Here is a 19,548-nt window from a genome sequence, read left to right as displayed (position 1 = left end):
TGTATAACTTTAATCCAAGCAATATTAACTAAAAATTCTCAATCAATCAGATTCACCTTGATTTCCACGGATTATCTGACTTTTGTTGAGAGATAAATCTCCAAGAGAACCACCAAAAGTCCGTGAGAGATTCTCTTCTGTGAAAACTTCGGATGTATCACCATAAGCTAAAATAGTACGATTAATGAGTACTACTTGGTCGCAGAAAGTAGTGATAGACGCTAAGTCATGAGTAGAAATCAAAATTGTATGACCTTCTTCTCGCAATTCCAGCAATAAGTCAATCATCGCTTTTTCTGTTTTGATATCTACCCCGGTGAAAGGTTCATCTAATAGTAAAACTGTTCCCTGTTGTGCTAAAGCACGGGCGAGAAAGGCACGTTTTTTTTGTCCGCCAGAGAGTTCTCCAATTTGGCGATCGCGCATCGACCACATTTGCATCCTTTCCAAACTCTCCCTCACCACTCTTCGATCGTTCGCCGACGGAATTCGCAGTATATTCATGTATCCGTAGCGCCCCATCATCACCACATCATGGACACTTACTGGAAAATTCCAGTCCACCTCTTCTGACTGTGGTACATAAGCAACCAAGCTTTTTTTCTGTACAGTTTTTATCGGTAAACCATTAATCAAAACCCTTCCTGTAACTGGCTTCAAAAAACCCATAATTGCCTTAAATAGGGTTGATTTACCACTACCATTCATCCCTACTAAACCACTAATTGAACCTGCTTGAATTTGCAAAGAAGCACCATGTAAAGCAACTTTGCCGTGGTAAGCAACTGTCAAATTTTCGACATCAATACTAATAGATTTCACAAAAAATAACCTCTAAAATTAATCAGTAGTTTGTAATGAGCGGCTTTAGCTCTCTTTGCAAACACGTAACGTTTTCCAGAGAACAAAGCAAGACTAAAGCCCTTAATACCAGCTTATTTTCAATAGTTAGATTTATTCTTGCATACTTGCTCACTTTTCCTCTAATCCCTGAGTTAGAGTATTAATATTACCTTCTAGCAACTTGAGATAAGTTGGTGCTGGCCCGTTTGCTGGAGATAGGGAATCAACGTAAAATACTCCACCAAACCTTGCTCCCGATTCTCTCGCTACCTGACGTTGCGCTCCATCGTTAACTGTACTTTCACAGAAAACTACAGGTATTTTATTTTTTTTAACTATATCAATGACTTTTTCTAGCTGTTTGGGAGTAGCTTGTTGTTCAGAGTTAACCGCCCAGAGATAAGCTTCTTTCAAGCCATAATCGCGGGTGACGTATGAGAAAGCGCCTTCACAGCTTACCATGTAACGCTTGTCTGCTGGAACTACTGACACGGCTTTTCGCAGTTTCTCATCAACTTCCTTAATCTTTTGGCTGTATGCTTTGGCATTGGTGTTATAAGTCTCTGCATTCGCTGAGTCCAAATTAACCAATGCCTTACGAATATTCTCTACGTAAATCAAGGCGTTTTCTGGTGACATCCAAGCATGGGGATTAGGTTTCCCTTTGTAGGCATCCTCAGCAATTTCGACAGGCTTAATTCCCTCACTTAGGGTAACGTGAGGGACATTAGGAACGCTGTTATACAATTTCTGTGCCCAACGCTCTAAATTCAGACCATTATTCAAAATTAGGTCTGCTTTTTGCGCCCTCACCAAATCGCTAGGAGTTGGTTCATAACCATGAATTTCCGCCCCTGGTTTGGTCAAGGATTCAACAATCGCCTTGTCTCCTGCGACGTTTTGCGCCATATCTGCAATGACTGTAAAGGTGGTAAGAACTACTTTTTTACCTTTTTTATCTAGGTTGGTGTTAGTTGTGCCTGGGTTTGGACTTAACTGTGGTTGAGAATTGGAAATTGACGGGCTACACCCACTCAAACATAGCCACAATAGCAGCCCAGACGCTAAAGCCAATTTTTGCCCGTGCTGCGGTAGTTGCATCTGGTTATTGACATTAAATCTCATTATAGCAATTTCATAATCTTCTCACTTTTGTTTCACTTTAGCAGAAGTAAGAGAAAAATGAAAGAATTATGAAAATAATATTAGAGTAAAAAAGCGAACCTGTTGCAATAATGGGACTTCCAAAAAATAAAACATCCCATTTAAGATAATGATAATCATTTTAGGGGGGGAGAAAGCGGCAGCCGATGGCTGCCGCTTTCTCCCCTCCTTTTTGTAGTAAATTCAGTAATGATGAATTTTTGGGTGCAGCAGAGGTGTCTATAGTATTAACTTCTTCACTGAAACAACTATTAAAACAAACAGCATCTCAATTAAAAGGTGCTGCAAAACGTAAGTTTATAGCGTCAACAGTCCAAGGTTTGGGTGTAGGTGGACAGAGACTTGCAGAATCGGAATTAGGATGGAATCGAGGTACTATCCGTAAAGGGATGAAAGAATTAACTAGTGGTGTTACCTGTATTGACAATATGAGCGCAAAAGGTCGCTATAAAGCAGAATTACATTTACCAAATCTCCTAGAAGATATCAAAAATTTAGTAGATTCCCAAAGCCAGACAGACCCAACTTTTAAAAGTCAAAGACTATATACTCGTCTCTGTGCTACCGAAGTGAGAAAGCAATTAATAGAAAAGTATGATTATAGGAATGAAGATTTACCTACGTCAGAAACGATTCGTCTGAAACTGAACCTCTTAGGCTATAACTTGAGACGAGTAGCTAAAGTTCAACCTCAAAAAAAATTCCCCAAACCGACGCAATCTTTGAGCAACTAGATATAGTAAATCAAAATGCATCTTCTGACGGAAGTGTCTTGCGTCTGTCGCTGGATGGAAAAGCTCGCGTCAAAATTAGCTCATTTGACCGAGGAGGTAAAAGCCGGGCTAAGGTCGAAGCTGATGACCATGATTATCATCCTAAAACAACCGTAACTCCTTATGGGATATTCCTTCCAGAGCTTGATGAACTTTTTTTATATTTTACGGAATCGAAAGTTACAAGCGATTTTATAGTTGATATTTTAGAGGATTTTTGGATGAGTGAGAAACATCGTTTTTCTCACGTTGAAACATTACTGCTCAATCAAGATAATGGGCCAGAGAATAGTTCTCGACGCACCCAGTTTATGAAACGTATAGTAGAGTTTGCCCAGAAATACTCATTGAATATACGTTTAGCTTACTATCCGCCTTACCATAGCAAATATAATCCCATAGAAAGAACATGGGCAGTATTAGAAAATCATTGGAACGGCAGCATCTTAGATGAAATAGAAACGGCTTTAAACTTGGCTGCTAGTATGACATGGAAGGGTAAACATCCAATTGTTAAGTTAGTTACTCAAACTTACGCCACCGGAGTGAAACTCACAAAAAAAGCTATGTCGGAAATTGAGAAACAAATTGAGCGTTTGACTCATTCTCAAAACGAATTTTTTCCCAATCTGGGTAATTGGTTTATTGATATTAATTTTGCCAAAACGTAAGTTATAAATAGTAATTTACAGCTTTATAGTCTTAAATAAACATAACTTCACTTTGCGGCTTGCTCGTGCGAGTGTAGATTTTTTCATGCTTACAAAGGGGGGAAGAGAGCGGCAGCCGACGGCTGCCGCTCTCTTCCCCTTAATAATGATTATCATTATTGAGTAACTGCCAAAAGATTAATTTTTGGGACAATTTATTCTTTGGAAGTCCCTTAAAGTGTATTTCTGAGTTCTGGCTTAACCATGATTCCTTACTTTTATCTTTTTAAAGGTTTTTTTGAGTGATTCAAATATTTTTGTTATTTACATCACAAACACATATTTTACTATTGTGAAATACCTTACAGACAAATATAATATTTCCACGTTTTTATATTTTATAAATTGCAAAAATAAATACATTGTAAAAATATTTTTTTGTTAAAACACTAACTTTTAAAAGTTTAATATTTATTGTTTTGACAATTCATAAAAATTTACTTAAGCTAAAGGATAGGTTAAGCAAATCAACAAACGACAGCGATTTGATTTAGCTACATCAAAAATTGCTGTTGCAGACTATTGGCATAAGGAAATGAATCAAAACAAAAATTATTCCATGTAGGCAATTTAATCAAATTTGGCTACAAAAAGCTAAGACATGATTAAGCGTATTGTACCGCGCAGATATTGAACAGAATCCGATCAATTATGAATGGATACTTGTGGTGAAGTTAGTGAGTGTCCATCAATTATTGAAGCTTGACTAGCGATTTGAGATTTTTGATTAGGGTCTTCTAGTTTATATCTCGTCTGGGACGGAATAAATCTAAAAGACGCTCGCTAAGACTGCGCGATCGCCAATTCAAAAATCCAAAATTTATTGACCAAAGTGCGGTAGATATGTCCAGGAGAAGACGATGCTTGAGTATTTGACATCTTTGAACGACCACAATTTGCCCTATCCAGATACGATTCATCCCATCGTTGTCCACTTCGTAATTGCGATGGTGTTGTTTTCCTTCTTCTGCGATGTAATCGGCTATTTTACTGGTAAATCCGGTCTTTTTGAGGTGAGTTGGTGGAATATGTTAGTTGCCACGATCGCCATCTTCGTCGCGATTATTTTTGGTCAGTTTGAAGCGGGATTAGCACAGCCTTACAGTTTAGCGAAATCGGTGCTGAATTTGCATACGCTAATTGGCTGGTCGCTTTCAGGAATTATCACAGCGATTACAGCTTGGCGCTATGTAATTCGTGCCCGCAATCCGCAAAAAGTATCGATTTATTATTTGGGAGCCGGACTAATTTTAACCTTAATAGTTGGCTTGCAGGTATATCTCGGAGATGAACTTGTTTGGGTGTATGGATTGCATACCGTGCCAGTTGTGGAAGCAGTAAAGGATGGTGTGTTGCGATGAACTCAGAATTAATTGACCAATTGAACGGCTCTTTAGGTGCAAACGGATTACCTTACACAATTCCCATCCATCCCAACTTAGTCCATCTGACAATAGGTTTGTTCATCATTGCGATGACCTTTGATATTGTTGGTGTTTTGTTCCCCTTTGAAAAATGGGTCTTCAAATTTTTGGCAATTACTGTCGAACGTGACAACTTATTTACTGTTGGCTGGTACAACATGTTAGCTGCCAGCATCATCACATTTTTCACAGTGGGAGCAGGCTTTTACGAAATGCTGTTGGCAACACCACCAGCAGATATAAAGAGTGCCTGGGGATTGCAGGCAATGGAAACTATGCTTTGGCATGGTGTGGGTGGTGTGTTCTTATTAGCACTGATTGTTAGCATGACCGTCTGGAGAGCATGGCAGCGCTTCGTTTGGGGCAAACAAGAATATAAACAGACAGATAGAGAAGTGCAATGGATCTATCTGTTCGCAGGCATTGCAATCATGTTCGTTATGTACATCCACGGCACACTAGGAGCGCAACTAGCCGCCGAGTTTGGCGTACACAATACAGCAGATAATTTGCTGCGATTAGGCCAAGACCTCAACACAACACTCAAGTAAGTCATTTGTCATTTGTCCTTTGTCCTACCCTGCGGGAAGCCGCAGAAGCGTCTATGTCATTTGTTTAAAGTTACTAACGATCGACCAATGACCAATAACTAATGACTAATGACCAATAACCAATGACCAATAACCAATGATGAAAATCCAGAAGATTTTAAATATTTTGACGCTGCTTACAGGCGCGATCGCAGTGACTGTTACGAGTCTCTGGATCGGCAAGCAGGCTTACTCCTGGCTTCCTCCGCAAGCAGCAGCCGAATCCCTACTCATTGATGATTTAATTAGCTTCTTAGTAACCCTCGGTGCCTTCATCTTCTTGGGAGTAACAAGTACTCTGATGTATTCTGTAATCTTCCATCGGGTAGTCAAAGATGACTTCACTGACGGCCCTGCGATTGAAGGTAATATCACCCTAGAAATTGTCTGGACAGCAATTCCAATTCTTTTGGTATTTTGGATTGCAGGCTACAGCTACCAAGTTTACGAACAAATGGGGATTCAAGGCCCATCAGAACTAGTTCATCTGCATAATCCCCTGGCAATGGAATCAGCTTATGCAGCACCAGCTAAGGACTTAGCAGAACCTGTAGAAAAAATCGATGTCCTAGCTAAACAGTGGGCATGGGTTTTTCATTACCCAGAGAGAGATATTACCAGTACCGAATTGCATTTACCAAGCGATCGCCGGATACGTTTAGCACTGCGATCGCAGGATGTTTTGCACGGCTTCTATATACCTGCGTTCCGCCTCAAGCAGGATATTATTCCTAACCACGCGATCGACTTTGAATTTACTCCCATCCGCCCCGGACAATACCGATTAACCGATTCCCAATATAGCGGCACATACTTTGCGACGATGCAGGCAAATGTAGTCGTCGAATCTCCTGAAGATTATCAGCATTGGCTGGCACAAGCTGCAACCCAAAAGCCATCCCTAGCAAATAATCAGGCAGCTTCTGAGTATGCCCAAACATCCAATCAATCAGTCCAAACTGGTTGGGTTACAGTTCCACCTGCTGCACCTCCTCTAGTCAATTCACCTGGTTGAAAGGAAAGTAATCATGACTAATGTTCCTATTGAAGGTATTCTTCTCCCTAATGAGAAGCATAACCACGAATCTCCAAGTAGCTGGAAAGAATACTTCAGCTTTAGTACCGACCACAAGGTAATTGGTATCCAGTATCTCGTTACCTCATTCTTCTTCTTTCTCGTCGGCGGTATCTTTGCGATGGTGATGCGGGGAGAACTGATGACACCCGAATCAGATTTAGTCGATCGCACCGTCTATAACGGGATGTTCACCATGCACGGCACTGTGATGCTGTTCTTGTGGACATTTCCCTCACTGGTTGGCTTTGCCAACTATCTAGTGCCCCTGATGATTGGGGCGCGAGATATGGCATTTCCCCGCCTCAACGCCGTCGCCTTTTGGATGGTGCCAGTAGTTGGGATTTTGATGATGGGTAGTTTCTTTGTACCTGGTGGCCCAGCTCAAGCCGGTTGGTGGTCTTACCCACCAGTCAGTCTCCAGAATCCCACAGGTAACTTGATTAATGGTCAAGTTCTCTGGCTCTTAGCCGTGGCAATATCCGGCGTATCCTCAATTATGGGGGCAGTGAACTTTGTCACTACAATCGTGAAGATGCGGGCCCCAGGAATGGGCTTCTTTCGGATGCCCTTGTTTGTCTGGGGAGTATTTAGCGCCCAAATCATCCAACTATTCGGACTACCTGCATTGACAGCTGGTGCGGTGATGCTGCTACTTGACCTCACAGCTGGCACCGCCTTTTTTGACCCTAGCAAGGGTGGGAATCCAGTTATGTTCCAGCACTACTTCTGGTTCTACTCCCACCCCGCCGTTTACGTGATTATTTTGCCCGTCTTTGCGATTTTCTCAGAAATCTTCCCAGTTTATTCACGTAAACCTCTATTTGGTTACAAAGTAGTTGCTATTTCATCCATCTTGATTGCAGGAGTAAGCGGCATTGTTTGGGTACACCATATGTACGTCAGTGGTACATCAGGCTGGATGCGGTTGATTTTCATGCTGACGACAATGTGTGTGTCTGTACCCACAGGAATTAAAGTATTTGCTTGGGTAGCAACTATTTGGGGCGGTAAACTGCGACTAAATACCCCCATGTTATTTGCTCTGGGTGGATTAATCATGTTTGTGTTCGCCGGCATCACAGGCATCATGCTTTCTTCCGTGCCCGTTGATGTCCACGTTAACAATACTTACTTTGTAGTCGGACACTTCCACTACGTCCTCTACGGCACCGTGACGATGGGCTTATTTGCAGCCATTTATCACTGGTTCCCCAAAATGACTGGGCGGATGTACTCCGAAAGCTGGGGTAAAATCCACTTCTGGTTAGCCTTCATCGGCACCAACCTCAACTTTTTGCCCATGCACCCATTAGGATTGCAAGGAATGCTACGCCGAGTCGCTTCCTACGCCCCAGAGTATCAATTCTGGAATATCATCGCTAGCCTCGGCGGATTTCTCTTAGGAATGTCTACCTTGCCCTTCATCTTCAACATGGTGATTTCTTGGATGCAAGGCGAGAAAGCACCCGCTAACCCTTGGAGAGCGATCGGACTAGAGTGGTTAGTTTCTTCACCCCCCCCAGTAGAAAACTTTGAAGAAACTCCCATCATCATCTCCGAACCCTACGGCTACGGCAAATCAGAACCCTTAACAGCCAACCTCCCAGAATAACGCCAACCATCGGGAAGACGCAAAAACCCTCCGCGTACCTCTGCGCTTCCCTCCGCGTACCTACCCTGCGGGAAGGCAAAGCCTATGCGTTTCAAACTCCCCCTCTCAAAAACCAACATGGACAGCTATATCAATTCCCACGAATTGCCCCATACAACCGCAGAACACAGTCACGACGAAGAAGGCAACAAAATGTTTGGCTTCATTGTCTTCCTCCTCTCAGAAAGCGTCATTTTCTTGAGTTTTTTCGCCGGATATGCCATCTACAAAACAACAACCCCTAACTGGCTACCAGCAGGTGTTTCTGGACTAGAAGTAAAAGAACCGGCAATCAACACAGTAATTCTTGTCGCTAGTAGCTTTGTAATTTACTTAGCAGAACGCGCCCTTCAACGCCATGACTTAGTGAAATTTCGCCTGTTTCTCTTAGCAACAATGGCAATGGGAACTTACTTTTTAGTTGGACAGGCGATTGAATGGAACGGCCTCGCCTTTGGTTTCACCTCCGGGGTATTTGGTGGAACCTTCTATCTACTTACAGGCTTCCACGGTTTGCACGTTTTCACTGGTATTCTGTTGCAGTTGATAATTTTGGTACGTTCTTTTCTACCTGGCAACTACGATACAGGTCACTTCGGCGTCAATGCAACTTCATTGTTTTGGCATTTCGTCGATGTTATCTGGATTATTTTGTTTGTCCTTATCTATGTTTGGCAGTAAAGATTGCTGGGAAGGAAAACCCAGATAAACTCTCTGGGTTGGTGTATGTGGCATTGTTAATTACTTTTATGCCCCATACACCATTCACTGTAATAACTATAATTTGGATCTTAGTTCAACCTTTCAAATTAACCTTCTCTTCAAATTTTGAGCCATCTTGATGAGATAAAAATTTTTGACTACTGTGATAACTTCTTCGCCATTGTTCGAGCTTATCTATAGATATTGATTTAGATGTAACATTCACACCATTTCCTCGCCAAGCAACTTCTGAATCTGTTGTGAAAACCCCGCACTCTAATTGGTCTAGCCTCATATTCCAATATTCGCTAAATCGACCTTTTAAAGTAATGACTTGCTCAAATACCTTGTTTCTATGCTTATTTCTCCTTTTTCGTTCTGTTGCTCCAGTTGCTTCTGTATCAATAAACTTAGTTTCAATTAAAAACAGACTACCTTTAAAGGTCAGGAAGACAAAATCACACTTTCCTAAATCTGTATAATCTGAAATTGGAGATTTTTCAAACAATAGCAATTCAGCGCACGAGGGAAACAATTCTTTAATATTTAGAAATAAATAAGCTTGCAATAGAAGTTCCTTATCATAAGGAAACAAGATTACTCCTTCAAAAAATTTTTGAATGTCATCGTGAGTTTGGGGTTGAATTTTTTTACAGTATGAAACAAATCTATGTAGCTCATTGACAATCATCAAGTTTTAACTCCTTCCCCCGGTCGCAGCCTTAAGGGTATTAGCATCAAAAGATACCATTCTCTCAAGGAAATTATCATCCGCATAAGTAACTAAAAAAACGATGAAAATCCTAGATACTTAAGGCAATTTACTGTTGACAGTTCAATAAAACGAATTTTTAAGTTGCTTTTTAGTATTGGTGGATTTTTCACACCTGACCTCAGCTACCAGTCAGCGATTTTATATGAGCAGGAAAACTGGCATTTTGCAAAGCTTGAACAGTTATTCGAGAATCTTGTACGCAAAATTGCCAACCTAAGCGAACAAGTTTACGAGAAGTTTCAGTTTGAATAATTCCAATCACTGGCATTTTTGCCTTTTCTTTGTCTACTGAATGGTCTTGTAAAATCGTTTTCAAGCGATGTAAATCTTCCATATTACCTGCTTGCTGGGGATTTAATTCCACCATTACCATTTGTACTGTTTCCACTGGTTCTGCATCTTCAAGAATAAATTGAGTTTGCTCGTCACGTCGGTCTACTTTTCCCCAAATAATCAATCTAGTATCAACTTGGAGTAGGGAACTTATGCGTTCATAAGTTTTCGGAAAAACTACAGCTTCTAATTGTGTAGTTAGGTCTTCTACTTGCAAGATCGCCATCTGATCGCCTTTTTTAGTCACTACTTTTTTGACGTTATTTAACATCACAACTGCACAAAGCCGTGTATCTTCTCTTTGTTCTCCTAGTTGCGAAAGGTTAATTGGTGTCAAAAGTGGTGCTATTTGCCGTAAGGATTTCAGTGGATGATCTGATACATAAAAGCCTAATAATTCTTTCTCCATCTGCAACTTTTTCTGTGGGGGTAAATCTGTCACAGGTTTAGATTTGGGAGCAGTTTCAAAGGCATTATTTGCTCTTTGATTCTGAGTCGAAGAAAAACCGTCGCCCAATAAATCAAATAGATTCCCTTGACCACTAGCTCTATCTTTCGCACGAGATTGTGCCCAATCATACACTAATTCTGAGTCGTTAATTAACTGTTGGCGGTTGGATTCAATTTTGTCAAAGGCTCCACAGTAAATCAGCGACTCCAGAGTTCGGCGATTAACAGCACGCAAATCCACGCGATCGCAAAAATCAGCGAGTGATTTAAACTCTCCTGTCTCACTTCTCGCTGACAAAATAGAAGCGATCGCATTTTGTCCCACGTTACGCACTGCCGAAAATCCAAACAGAATCTTGCCTGCCGTTGGCGTAAAATCAACACCAGAACGATTAATATCTGGTGGATCTATGGATATCCCCATATTTGTACAGTTAGTAATGTATCTCTGTACCTTATCGGTATCACCACTGTTAGCTGTTAACAGCGCCGCCATATATTCCAATGGGTAATTAGCTTTTAAATATGCTGTTTGATATGTTACATAACCATAGGCTGTCGAATGGGATTTATTGAAACAATTAGCAGCTATTAAGCCATTTTTTATTGTAAAATTATGGTCACACTCCACCCCAATGTCATAAACATTTTGTTTGCCTAAATATTTACGTGTGGCTATTTTTATCATCCTACCTTACCTAGAAAAATTTTGTGGAGTTAAATAAAATTATGAAGTTTGTAGTATTAATAAGGTTGTAATACAAAATTATATCATTAGAAAACACTGCTATACTCTTACACAAAAGCAGCCAATATATATGAAAACTTTGGCAAACTATTCAAGAGATGGTTGATAGCCATGTATTTGCTGTTTTTAAAAACATATTAAACCCATTTCAATACATATTAATCCGCTTAGTCAGATGAATGGGGAATGGCAAGCAGAGGAGAATAAGCAATAGACCTCTTGGCATTTGTACCTTTTGCACTCTTGTAGGGAAAGGGGGAAAGGTTAAAGGTAGGGAAAGGGGGAAAGGTTAAAGGGAAATGTTAATTCTATCCCTTTCCTGTTTACCCTTTACCCAACTTCTGCAAGAAGTCTAATGCCCAATAACCAATACCCAATTTTGACCAATATGTACTAGAATCAATGACTTGAGTCACAAAGAGAGCAATCATGGCATCCATCCGCGAGTTGCACCAACAGCTAGTTAAAAAAGAACGTTCTGCCGTTGAAATTACCCAAGAAGCTTTAGAGCGCATTCAAGCGTTAGAGCCGAAATTGCACAGCTTTCTATGTGTCACGGCAAATCGGGCATTAGAGCAGGCGGGTGCTGTGGATGCCAAAATTGCCGCAGGAGAAGAAATTGGGCTGCTAGCGGGCATTCCTGTGGGTATCAAGGACAATATGTGTACCAAGGGGATTCCTACCACCTGCGCCTCTCGGATTTTGGAAAATTTTATGCCGCCTTATGAATCAACAGCGACGCAAAAATTGGCAGATGCTGGGGCGGTAATGGTAGGTAAAACCAACTTGGATGAGTTTGCAATGGGTAGTTCCACTGAAAACTCTGCTTATCAAGTCACGGCTAATCCTTGGGATTTGTCACGAGTTCCAGGTGGTTCTTCTGGGGGGTCGGCGGCGGCAGTGGCGGCTCAAGAATGTGTAGTTGCTCTCGGTTCTGATACTGGCGGTTCGATTCGCCAACCTGCGTCTTTCTGCGGTGTTGTGGGGATGAAACCAACTTATGGTTTGGTTTCCCGTTATGGTTTGGTGGCTTACGCTTCATCTTTGGATCAAATTGGGCCATTTGGAAATACGGTAGAAGATGCGGCAATATTATTAGGTGCGATCGCAGGTTACGATCCCAAAGACTCTACCAGCCTGAAAGTTCCCATTCCCAACTATGCTGCTAGCTTAAAACCAAACTTCAAACCCAGAGGTCAGCTAAGAATTGGTATCATTAAAGAAACTTTTGGTGAAGGTTTAGACTCTGTTGTGGAACAAGCTGTTACCAAAGCAGTAGATCAACTACAAAGTTTGGGAGCCGAAATTCATATAATTTCCTGTCCCCGCTTTCGCTATGGCTTACCCACCTACTACATCATCGCCCCATCAGAAGCATCAGCAAACCTGGCTCGTTACGATGGCGTTAAATATGGGTATCGCGCTCCTGATGCAGATAATCTGTTATCAATGTATACTCGTACCCGTGCCGCTGGTTTTGGCACAGAAGTCAAACGCCGGATTATGATTGGCACTTACGCTCTTTCGGCTGGCTATTATGACGCTTACTATCTGAAAGCGCAAAAAGTCCGTACTTTAATTAAGCAAGACTTTGAAAAGGCTTTTGGCGCGGTTGATGTGTTAGTTTGTCCCACATCTCCCACTACAGCATTTAAAGCAGGGGAAAAAACTACTGACCCCTTGAGTATGTATTTAAATGACTTAATGACTATTCCTGTAAATCTTGCTGGTTTACCTAGTTTGAGTTTGCCATGTGGTTTTGACGAGCAAGGGCTACCGATAGGATTACAGCTAATTGGCAATGTGCTACGAGAAGACCAACTGTTTCAGGTAGCTTACGCTTATGAACAATCTACCGCTTGGCATCTGCGTAAACCTCAAATATCTTGAAAATTGTCATTTGTCGCTTGTACTGAGTTTCGACTGCGCTCAACTACCGCGTAGTCGTTGGCGCAGCCTCTCGTAGAGAAGTATTGGTCATTTGTCATTGGTTATTAATTCTGTTTTTTGACTCGGTACAGACGCGATTAATCGCGTCTTTCCGCTCCCTCTATGTTTTTGGTCATTTGTTAGTCTGATTACTGACTATTGACTGTTGATTATTATTTTCTGAAGTCAGAGATTCAGCTGTCAGTTGTGGATTAAGTATATGAAGAAGACCAGCAGATGCACTAACCAATAATAAAATATAGGTCAGAACAAGAGGTATGTATGTATTTTGTTTATTGTCTGAGTGGTGAGCATTTTTAGAATCTTTACAGACAACATTGGTTATAAGGCTGTACGATAAAGCATTTCCATCTAGGCCTAAAGCATCTCCATAACGACGGATGAATCCTTGGAGAAAAATCGGCTCAGGCAATTCTTCAAATCGATCTTCTTCTAACGCTTGCAAAATACCTACTCGAAGCATTGTCTGAGAGGCTATTTCTTCTATGCGGATAGATTTTTCTTGTCTTACTTGTCGCAAGCGTGTGGTTATTTCCTTTAGTTGCTCTACTTGAGCTTCATTTAAGAGCGTCACAGTCTTCTCCTGTATGGGCTAATTCTACTATTCATTGAGAAGACTTCGATCCGCATACGTAATTTTACTGAATATTTGATTTTCGGATAAATTTTTTTGATAATGGCTTAATCCTGGATTTTAAAATGCTAATCGAACTTTGACTACGTATAGTTTTAGTTATATTTAGTACTTTAATCTATAAAAATTTGGGCGGATAAATCAAAAAATGTAATTTATAGCACAAGTATTTACCCACGGCTACTCTGGGCTGGGATAATTGCAGCGATCGCTAATGTTCTGTTCAATAACGATTAGTCATCATTCTTGATTGTGCCAACTCCTTGGTTATTATTAAATGTGGCATTTGCTGCACCATAGATATTGACAAAAAATGTTTCATTGGATTCAACTTTATTATCACCTCTTATGCCAATACTAATAACTTTGCTAGTTTCGCCAGGGTTGAAAACAATTGTCCCTAAACCAAAATTATAATCCGAGTCAGATTCTTTAGCGGTACCATCACTCGTACTGTAATTTACGGCTATCGGTTGATAGAATTCATTTGAGAGAGTGACGACAAAATTAGCATTAGTTGTCATTCCTGTTGTGCCTTCTTTGACTGATACATCTGCAATGCTGATGGCTGGGGGTTGATCGTCATTTATGATAGTAGCCACTCCCAAGCTATCAGTAATCGTGGTGTTTGTAGCACCGAAAAGATTGACAGAAAATGTCTCGTTGGTTTCAGCTTTGTTATCACCTATGACACCAATAGCAATAGTTTTGGTGGTTTCGCCAGGATTGAAAACGATTGTCCCGGAAGCAGGGTTGTAATCAGAGTCAGAAACTTTAGCAGTGCCATCACTAGTGTTGTAATTTACAGTAACCTGCTGTAAACTCGCTGCGGAGAGAGTGACGATAAAGTTAGCATTAGTTGTTGTGCCTGTGTTACCTTCAGCAATTGAGACATCGGAGATACTGACAGTTGTTGGGTTGTCATCATCAATGATGGTAGCCACTCCTAAATTATCTGCGATCGTGCCATTTGTCGCGCCTGAAAGATTGACAGAAAATGTTTCGTTGGCTTCAGTTTGGTTATCGCCTAAAACACCAATGCTAAGAGTTTTGCTAGTTTCACCAGGAGCGAAAATAATTGTTCCTGAATCATAATTGTAATCAGAGTTAGAAACTTGAGCAGTGCCATCAGTGGTGTTGTAATTTACAGTAACCTGCTGATAACTAGGATTAGAAAGACTGATAGTAAAGTTAGCATTACTTGTTGTGCCTGTATTGCCTTCAGAAACTGAGACATCCGAAATGCTGATAGTTGGTTGGTTATCATCGTTGATAATAGTACCAACTCCCAAGCTATCAGTAATTGCGGCATTTGTCGCACCCAAAAGATTGACAGAAAATGTCTCGTCAGTTTCAAATTTGTTATCGCCTACAACACCAACGCTAAGGATTTTACTGGTTTCGCCAGGATTGAAAGTAATAGTTCCAGAAGCAGAGTTGTAATCAGAGTCACCAACTTGAGCAGTGCCATCAGTGGTATTGTAATTTACAGTAATCTGTTGAGAACTAGGATTAGAAAGACTGATAATAAAGTTAGCATTACTTGTTGTGCCTGTGTTGCCTTCAGAAACTGAAACATCCGAAATGTTGATAGTTGGTTGGTTATCATCGTTGATAATAGTACCAACTCCTAAACTATCTGCGATCGCGGCATTTGTTGCAGCCGAAAGATTAACAGAAAATGTCTCGTCAGTTTCAGTTTGGTTATCGCCGATGACGCCAATACTAATAACTTTGCTCGTTTCCCCAGGATTGAAAGTAATAGTTCCAGAAGCAGAGTTGTAATCAGAGTCAGCAACTTGAGCAGTACCATCAGTGGTGTTGTAATTTACAGTAATCTGTTGATAACTAGGATTAGAAAGACTGATAGTAAAGTTAGCATTAGTTGTTGTACCTGTATTGTCTTCAATAACTGAGACATCTGAGATACTGATAGTCGGTTGGTTGTCATCATCAATGATGTTAGCCACTCCTAAACTATCTGCGATCGCGGCATTTGTTGCACCCAAAAGATTAACAGAAAATGTCTCGTTGGTTTCAGCTTTGTTATCACCGATGACACCAATACTAATAACTTTGCTAGTTTCCCCTGGATTGAAAGTAATAGTTCCAGAAGCAGAGTTGTAATCAGAATCAGCAACTTGAGCAGTACCATCAATGGTATTGTAATTTACAGTAACTTGCTGATAACTGGCATTGGAAAGAGTGATAGTAAAGTTAGCATTAGTTGTTGTACCTGTGTTGCCTTCAGCAATTGAGACATCCGAGATGCTGATAGTTGGTTGGCTATCATCGTTGGTGATGGTAGCAACTGCTAAATTATCTGCGATCGTGGCATTTGTCGCACCCAAAAGATTGACGGAAAATGTCTCGTCGGTTTCAAATTTGTTATCGCCTAAAACACCAATGCTAAGGGTTTTACTAGTTTCACCAGGATTGAAAGTAATCGTCCCGGAAGCAGAGTTGTAATCAGAGTCAGCAGCTTGTGCTGTACCATCACTCGTGTTGTAATTTACACTAATTTGTTGAGAACTGGGATTGGAGAGACTGATAGTAAAGCTAGCATTAGTTGTTGTGCCTGTACCTTCAGTCACAAAGACATCCGAGATGCTAATAGTTGGTTGGCTATCATCGTTGATGATGTTTACTGTAGCCGAACTGTTAGTAATTGTGGAATTTGCCGGCGCAGTTGTGAGGTTGGGATTGCTCAGAATAAGAGCAATGTCTTCATTGAGTTCAAATGTGTTGTCACCCAAAACATCAGCTGTAATTGTCTTTGTGGTTTCCCCAACAGCGAAGCTTAAAGTCCCAGATGCAGCAGTTCCTCCACCCGTCACTTGAATATTGTTATAGTCACTGCCAAAAATTGCCGCACCGCCAAAAGCATAATTTACGGTGCTAGCTACGCCAATACCACCACTGCGAGTAACCGTGAAGGTAACAGCTTGAGTACCGCTATTACCTTCAGTCAAATTTGAAGTGGTGCTGGAAATTGCATATTGAATGGAATCATTAGCAGCAATATTCAGAGTAGTTTCAGTTATTGTCCCTAAATCAGCTCCTGTTAGCGTGCCGAAGTTGAGTACAACTGTTTCTGCATTCTCAGGTAAATCGTCTGGGTTTATAGTAAAAGTAATTAGCTGTGTTAAATTTGCGCCTGTTGCCCCAGCAGTAAAGGAGATGGTAGCGGGGGAAAAAGTGTAATCGTTGCCATTACTAGCCGTGCTAGTGTTTTTGACGACAATAGGAACTGTGACAGCGTTTTCAGGAGAGGCATCTAAGGTAACAGAAATAGTTACTGTAGTGGCGGTACTATCTTCTGTTGTATTGTACGTAGCAGCACCAAAGTTGACTTTTGGAAGCACATATTCAAATGCTCCAATGTCAATTCTGCCGCTTTCAATACGGTTAAAATCCGTGCCACGCTGATCCGTAGTTAAGCCACCATTGTAAGCGGGATCGCCAGCATTCCTGGCAGGGCTGCTAAAGTATAAAGCATGAGTTTGTGTAGAACCACCGTAATCTCCTAGCGGTTTGAGTCCGGGATTGGGGTTAATAATATCTGTACCTGTGCCCAGAGTCCCGGATGATTTACCAGCAAGATTGCCAATCAGGTTGTAAGCATTACCATTAAAGTTGATCCCAGAGATATCTGGCGCTTGATTACCTCGGTCAATATTGCCAGCAATGATGCTATTGCTGATGCTTACCGTACCGCCAGACCTAAAAATGCCGCCACCATTACCTGTGCCATTGTTATCACTATCAGCAGTGTTTTGAAAAATAGTGCTATTACTCACCGTGGCATTGCTGGTGTAGATGCCACCACCAGAAATTTTTGCTGTATTGCTAGAAATAGTGCTATTGCTTATGGTGAGAAGAGTACTACTGAAGATACCACCGCCGTTATCGTTGGCAGTGTTGCCGGAAAAAGTACTATTGCTAATAGTAGTATTGCTACTGTAGATGCCGCCGCCCCTGTAGCTGGCGGTGTTGCCAGAAAGAGTACTATTGCTGACTGTCGCACTAGTGGTACTGTAAATGCCACCGCCGCTACTGTTGGCGGTGTTGCCAGAAATGATACTATTGCTAATAGTGGTATTGCTACTGTAAATGCCACCGCCGCTACTGTTGGTGGTGTTGCCAGAAATGATGCTATTGCTGACTGTGACACTATTGGTACTGTAAATGCCGCCACCGTTGTTATTGCCTGCATTTCCCCCAGTTATATGTAACCCATCAATTAAGAGGGATGCACTGGCATTAAAAATACGGGAAGCATTGTTACCACTAATGACGAGTTTATTAGCCCCAGTTCCTTGAATTATGACTCCTTCGGTAATATTCAATTCCCCAGAAGTGAGGGTAATAGTGTCGGGGGTCGCATCACCAAATATCCCAGTCGTATCAAAGACGATTGTCTCAATCCCTGGATCGTTATTGGCATTGATAATAGCTTGCCTCAACGAGCCAGCACCGCTATCATTAGTGTTAGTTACTACATAAGTAGTGTTATTTAGTTTGACAGATACATCGTCAATCGCTAAACCATGATCGTTGCTTCCATCATCTATGTCTTCCCAACGCAATATAATCTCTTCACCGTTAGCGATTGGGGTAGGTAGGTTAAATATTACAGGTGCTATGACAATTCGATTGACACTTTGATTGCCATCTATGGCACCTGCGGTTGCAGTTGCAATTGGCCCGGTGAAATCTAGCGATGTGACAGATGTCCATGTCCCTGTTGTCAAACTTGTGAGAGTTGACCCTGTTTGATAACTAAATTTCAGCTGTTGCGGCGATGTATTACCACCATTACGCCATTGCTCACCCGTGTAACCTACTTGCAAGTTAGTAATTGTTGAACCTGTGTTGTTTTGGAGGCGCAACCCATAATAAATAGTCCCTGTAGTACCAGAAGCTACAGAACCAAGTGCCCGGTCTGCATTATTAGCACTACCAAAACTGTACAATCCACCTGTGTTATTACTGCCAGTACCAGTGATGTAATTTGTTCTTGTGGAATACCAGCCCAAAATGGTTGAATCATTAGTCCAAGCAATAGATGTTCCGGAAGCAGCTAATGTGTTGAAGTTTTGAGAGTATGTGCCAGTAAAACTAGCTGGCAAAATCGATTGGTAAGCCTGTATTACTTCAGGTTTAAATGCCAGGGAAGCCTCAATTTTCCCTGTTTTCACTTCTAAATCCCAGTCGCCACCTAAAGCTGTACTTCCGGTTTTGTCAGTGGAAGCGGCAACATCCGCTCCAGTAATTTGGCTAATCTGCCGTACAAATTTTGTGCCTTCACCACTGGCTACATCACAGCCATAAATTAGGATGTCAGCTTTATCAGTTAAAGCACTTGCCCACTTTTGTAACTGATTTTTGTAGCTATCCAGATTGCTAAGGTTGAAGTTAATTGATCCTAGCTGCAAACTCCCCACACTTCCGTGGGAAACAATGTGAATTGATTGAACTGAATTGGATTTACGTTTTGCGAGAAACTCGGTAATTTGTGCTAAACCGTCTCTATTGGCATCAAGAATAACAACTTCACTGCCAAGTGTAATACCAGCCACCAAGCTTTGATAATCTATAACTTTTGGATCTATAAAAACAATATTTGTGCTTGCATCTATTAATTTAATAGTAGACTTATTTATACTTTTAGAGCGATGATTTTCTGGCACTTTTATCATAATTATTCCTTAAATATAATT

General features: G+C 41.2%; 13 protein-coding genes. 7 read left to right on the top strand and 6 right to left on the bottom strand.

The annotated features are described in order from the left end of the window. Positions 1-42: 42 nt before the first annotated feature. Positions 43-822, bottom strand: a complete 780-nt coding sequence (locus NSTC731_RS30405; RefSeq protein WP_445628198.1) for a metal ABC transporter ATP-binding protein — start codon at positions 820-822, stop codon at positions 43-45. Between the two features lie 150 nt (positions 823-972). Next, positions 973-1,968, bottom strand: a complete 996-nt coding sequence (locus NSTC731_RS30400) for a metal ABC transporter substrate-binding protein (RefSeq protein WP_445628197.1) — start codon at positions 1,966-1,968, stop codon at positions 973-975. A gap of 260 nt (positions 1,969-2,228) precedes the next feature. On the opposite strand from NSTC731_RS30400, the gene NSTC731_RS30395 reads away from it, so the two are divergent. The 6 genes from NSTC731_RS30395 (at position 2,229) to NSTC731_RS30370 (ending at position 8,914) form a co-directional block, all read left to right on the top strand. Continuing rightward, positions 2,229-3,451 (top strand): ISAzo13 family transposase gene (locus tag NSTC731_RS30395; RefSeq protein WP_445632172.1). Its coding sequence is split into 2 segments (ribosomal slippage): positions 2,229-2,709 and positions 2,709-3,451, totalling 1,224 coding nucleotides; the frame shifts between segments, so codons are not numbered across the junction. 899 nt (positions 3,452-4,350) lie between these two features. Then, on the top strand, positions 4,351-4,851 hold the full coding sequence (locus NSTC731_RS30390; protein ID WP_322681949.1) for a DUF2231 domain-containing protein: 501 nt from the start codon (positions 4,351-4,353) through the stop codon (positions 4,849-4,851). Continuing rightward, a complete protein-coding gene (locus NSTC731_RS30385) occupies positions 4,848-5,465 on the top strand; it encodes a DUF2231 domain-containing protein (RefSeq protein WP_445628196.1) in 618 nt (205 codons plus the stop codon). Before NSTC731_RS30390 ends, NSTC731_RS30385 begins: the two co-directional genes overlap by 4 nt. Positions 5,466-5,604: 139 nt before the next feature. Next, positions 5,605-6,519: a cytochrome c oxidase subunit II gene (locus NSTC731_RS30380; RefSeq protein WP_445632212.1), complete on the top strand. Its 915-nt coding sequence runs from the start codon at positions 5,605-5,607 to the stop codon at positions 6,517-6,519. A 13-nt stretch (positions 6,520-6,532) separates the two neighbouring features. Continuing rightward, the gene (ctaD, locus tag NSTC731_RS30375; protein ID WP_445628195.1) at positions 6,533-8,194 is read left to right on the top strand and encodes a cytochrome c oxidase subunit I; all 1,662 of its coding nucleotides are present in this window, start codon (positions 6,533-6,535) and stop codon (positions 8,192-8,194) included. Positions 8,195-8,311: 117 nt separating this feature from the next. Then, on the top strand, positions 8,312-8,914 hold the full coding sequence (locus NSTC731_RS30370; RefSeq protein ID WP_445628194.1) for a cytochrome c oxidase subunit 3: 603 nt from the start codon (positions 8,312-8,314) through the stop codon (positions 8,912-8,914). A gap of 115 nt (positions 8,915-9,029) precedes the next feature. On the opposite strand, the gene NSTC731_RS30365 is transcribed toward NSTC731_RS30370, so the two are convergent. Both NSTC731_RS30365 and NSTC731_RS30360 read right to left on the bottom strand, forming a co-directional pair. Continuing rightward, positions 9,030-9,626, bottom strand: coding sequence for a hypothetical protein (locus NSTC731_RS30365; RefSeq protein WP_445628193.1), 597 nt, complete (start codon positions 9,624-9,626; stop codon positions 9,030-9,032). A gap of 202 nt (positions 9,627-9,828) precedes the next feature. Next, on the bottom strand, positions 9,829-11,181 hold the full coding sequence (locus tag NSTC731_RS30360) for a helix-hairpin-helix domain-containing protein (RefSeq protein ID WP_445628192.1): 1,353 nt from the start codon (positions 11,179-11,181) through the stop codon (positions 9,829-9,831). A gap of 489 nt (positions 11,182-11,670) precedes the next feature. On the opposite strand from NSTC731_RS30360, the gene gatA reads away from it, so the two are divergent. After that, positions 11,671-13,131: an Asp-tRNA(Asn)/Glu-tRNA(Gln) amidotransferase subunit GatA gene (gatA, locus tag NSTC731_RS30355; protein WP_445628191.1), complete on the top strand. Its 1,461-nt coding sequence runs from the start codon at positions 11,671-11,673 to the stop codon at positions 13,129-13,131. Positions 13,132-13,303: 172 nt separating this feature from the next. Here gatA and NSTC731_RS30350 read toward each other — a convergent pair whose 3' ends face one another. Together NSTC731_RS30350 and NSTC731_RS30345 are read right to left on the bottom strand one after the other, a co-directional pair. Continuing rightward, the gene (locus NSTC731_RS30350) at positions 13,304-13,765 is read right to left on the bottom strand and encodes a helix-turn-helix domain-containing protein (protein WP_445628190.1); all 462 of its coding nucleotides are present in this window, start codon (positions 13,763-13,765) and stop codon (positions 13,304-13,306) included. A 293-nt stretch (positions 13,766-14,058) separates the two neighbouring features. Next, complete coding sequence (locus NSTC731_RS30345; protein ID WP_445628189.1) at positions 14,059-19,527, bottom strand: Calx-beta domain-containing protein; 5,469 nt, start codon at positions 19,525-19,527, stop codon at positions 14,059-14,061. Positions 19,528-19,548: the final 21 nt, after the last annotated feature.

The sequence above is a fragment of the Nostoc sp. DSM 114167 genome, assembly GCF_052692655.1.
Note: the sequence above shows the minus strand (reverse complement) of the source record. Positions and strands in the feature narration are given on the sequence as shown.

Bases quoted from the DNA above. Each gene is read 5' to 3' on its own strand.
- NSTC731_RS30400 (WP_445628197.1), bottom strand. From the start codon at position 1,968: ATGAGATTTAATGTCAATAACCAGATGCAACTACCGCAGCACGGGCAA.
- NSTC731_RS30390 (WP_322681949.1), top strand. From the start codon at position 4,351: ATGCTTGAGTATTTGACATCTTTGAACGACCACAATTTGCCCTATCCA.
- NSTC731_RS30385 (WP_445628196.1), top strand. From the start codon at position 4,848: ATGAACTCAGAATTAATTGACCAATTGAACGGCTCTTTAGGTGCAAAC.
- NSTC731_RS30380 (WP_445632212.1), top strand. From the start codon at position 5,605: ATGAAAATCCAGAAGATTTTAAATATTTTGACGCTGCTTACAGGCGCG.
- ctaD (WP_445628195.1), top strand. From the start codon at position 6,533: ATGACTAATGTTCCTATTGAAGGTATTCTTCTCCCTAATGAGAAGCAT.
- NSTC731_RS30370 (WP_445628194.1), top strand. From the start codon at position 8,312: ATGGACAGCTATATCAATTCCCACGAATTGCCCCATACAACCGCAGAA.
- NSTC731_RS30365 (WP_445628193.1), bottom strand. From the start codon at position 9,626: ATGATTGTCAATGAGCTACATAGATTTGTTTCATACTGTAAAAAAATT.
- NSTC731_RS30360 (WP_445628192.1), bottom strand. From the start codon at position 11,181: ATGATAAAAATAGCCACACGTAAATATTTAGGCAAACAAAATGTTTAT.
- gatA (WP_445628191.1), top strand. From the start codon at position 11,671: ATGGCATCCATCCGCGAGTTGCACCAACAGCTAGTTAAAAAAGAACGT.
- NSTC731_RS30345 (WP_445628189.1), bottom strand. From the start codon at position 19,527: ATGATAAAAGTGCCAGAAAATCATCGCTCTAAAAGTATAAATAAGTCT.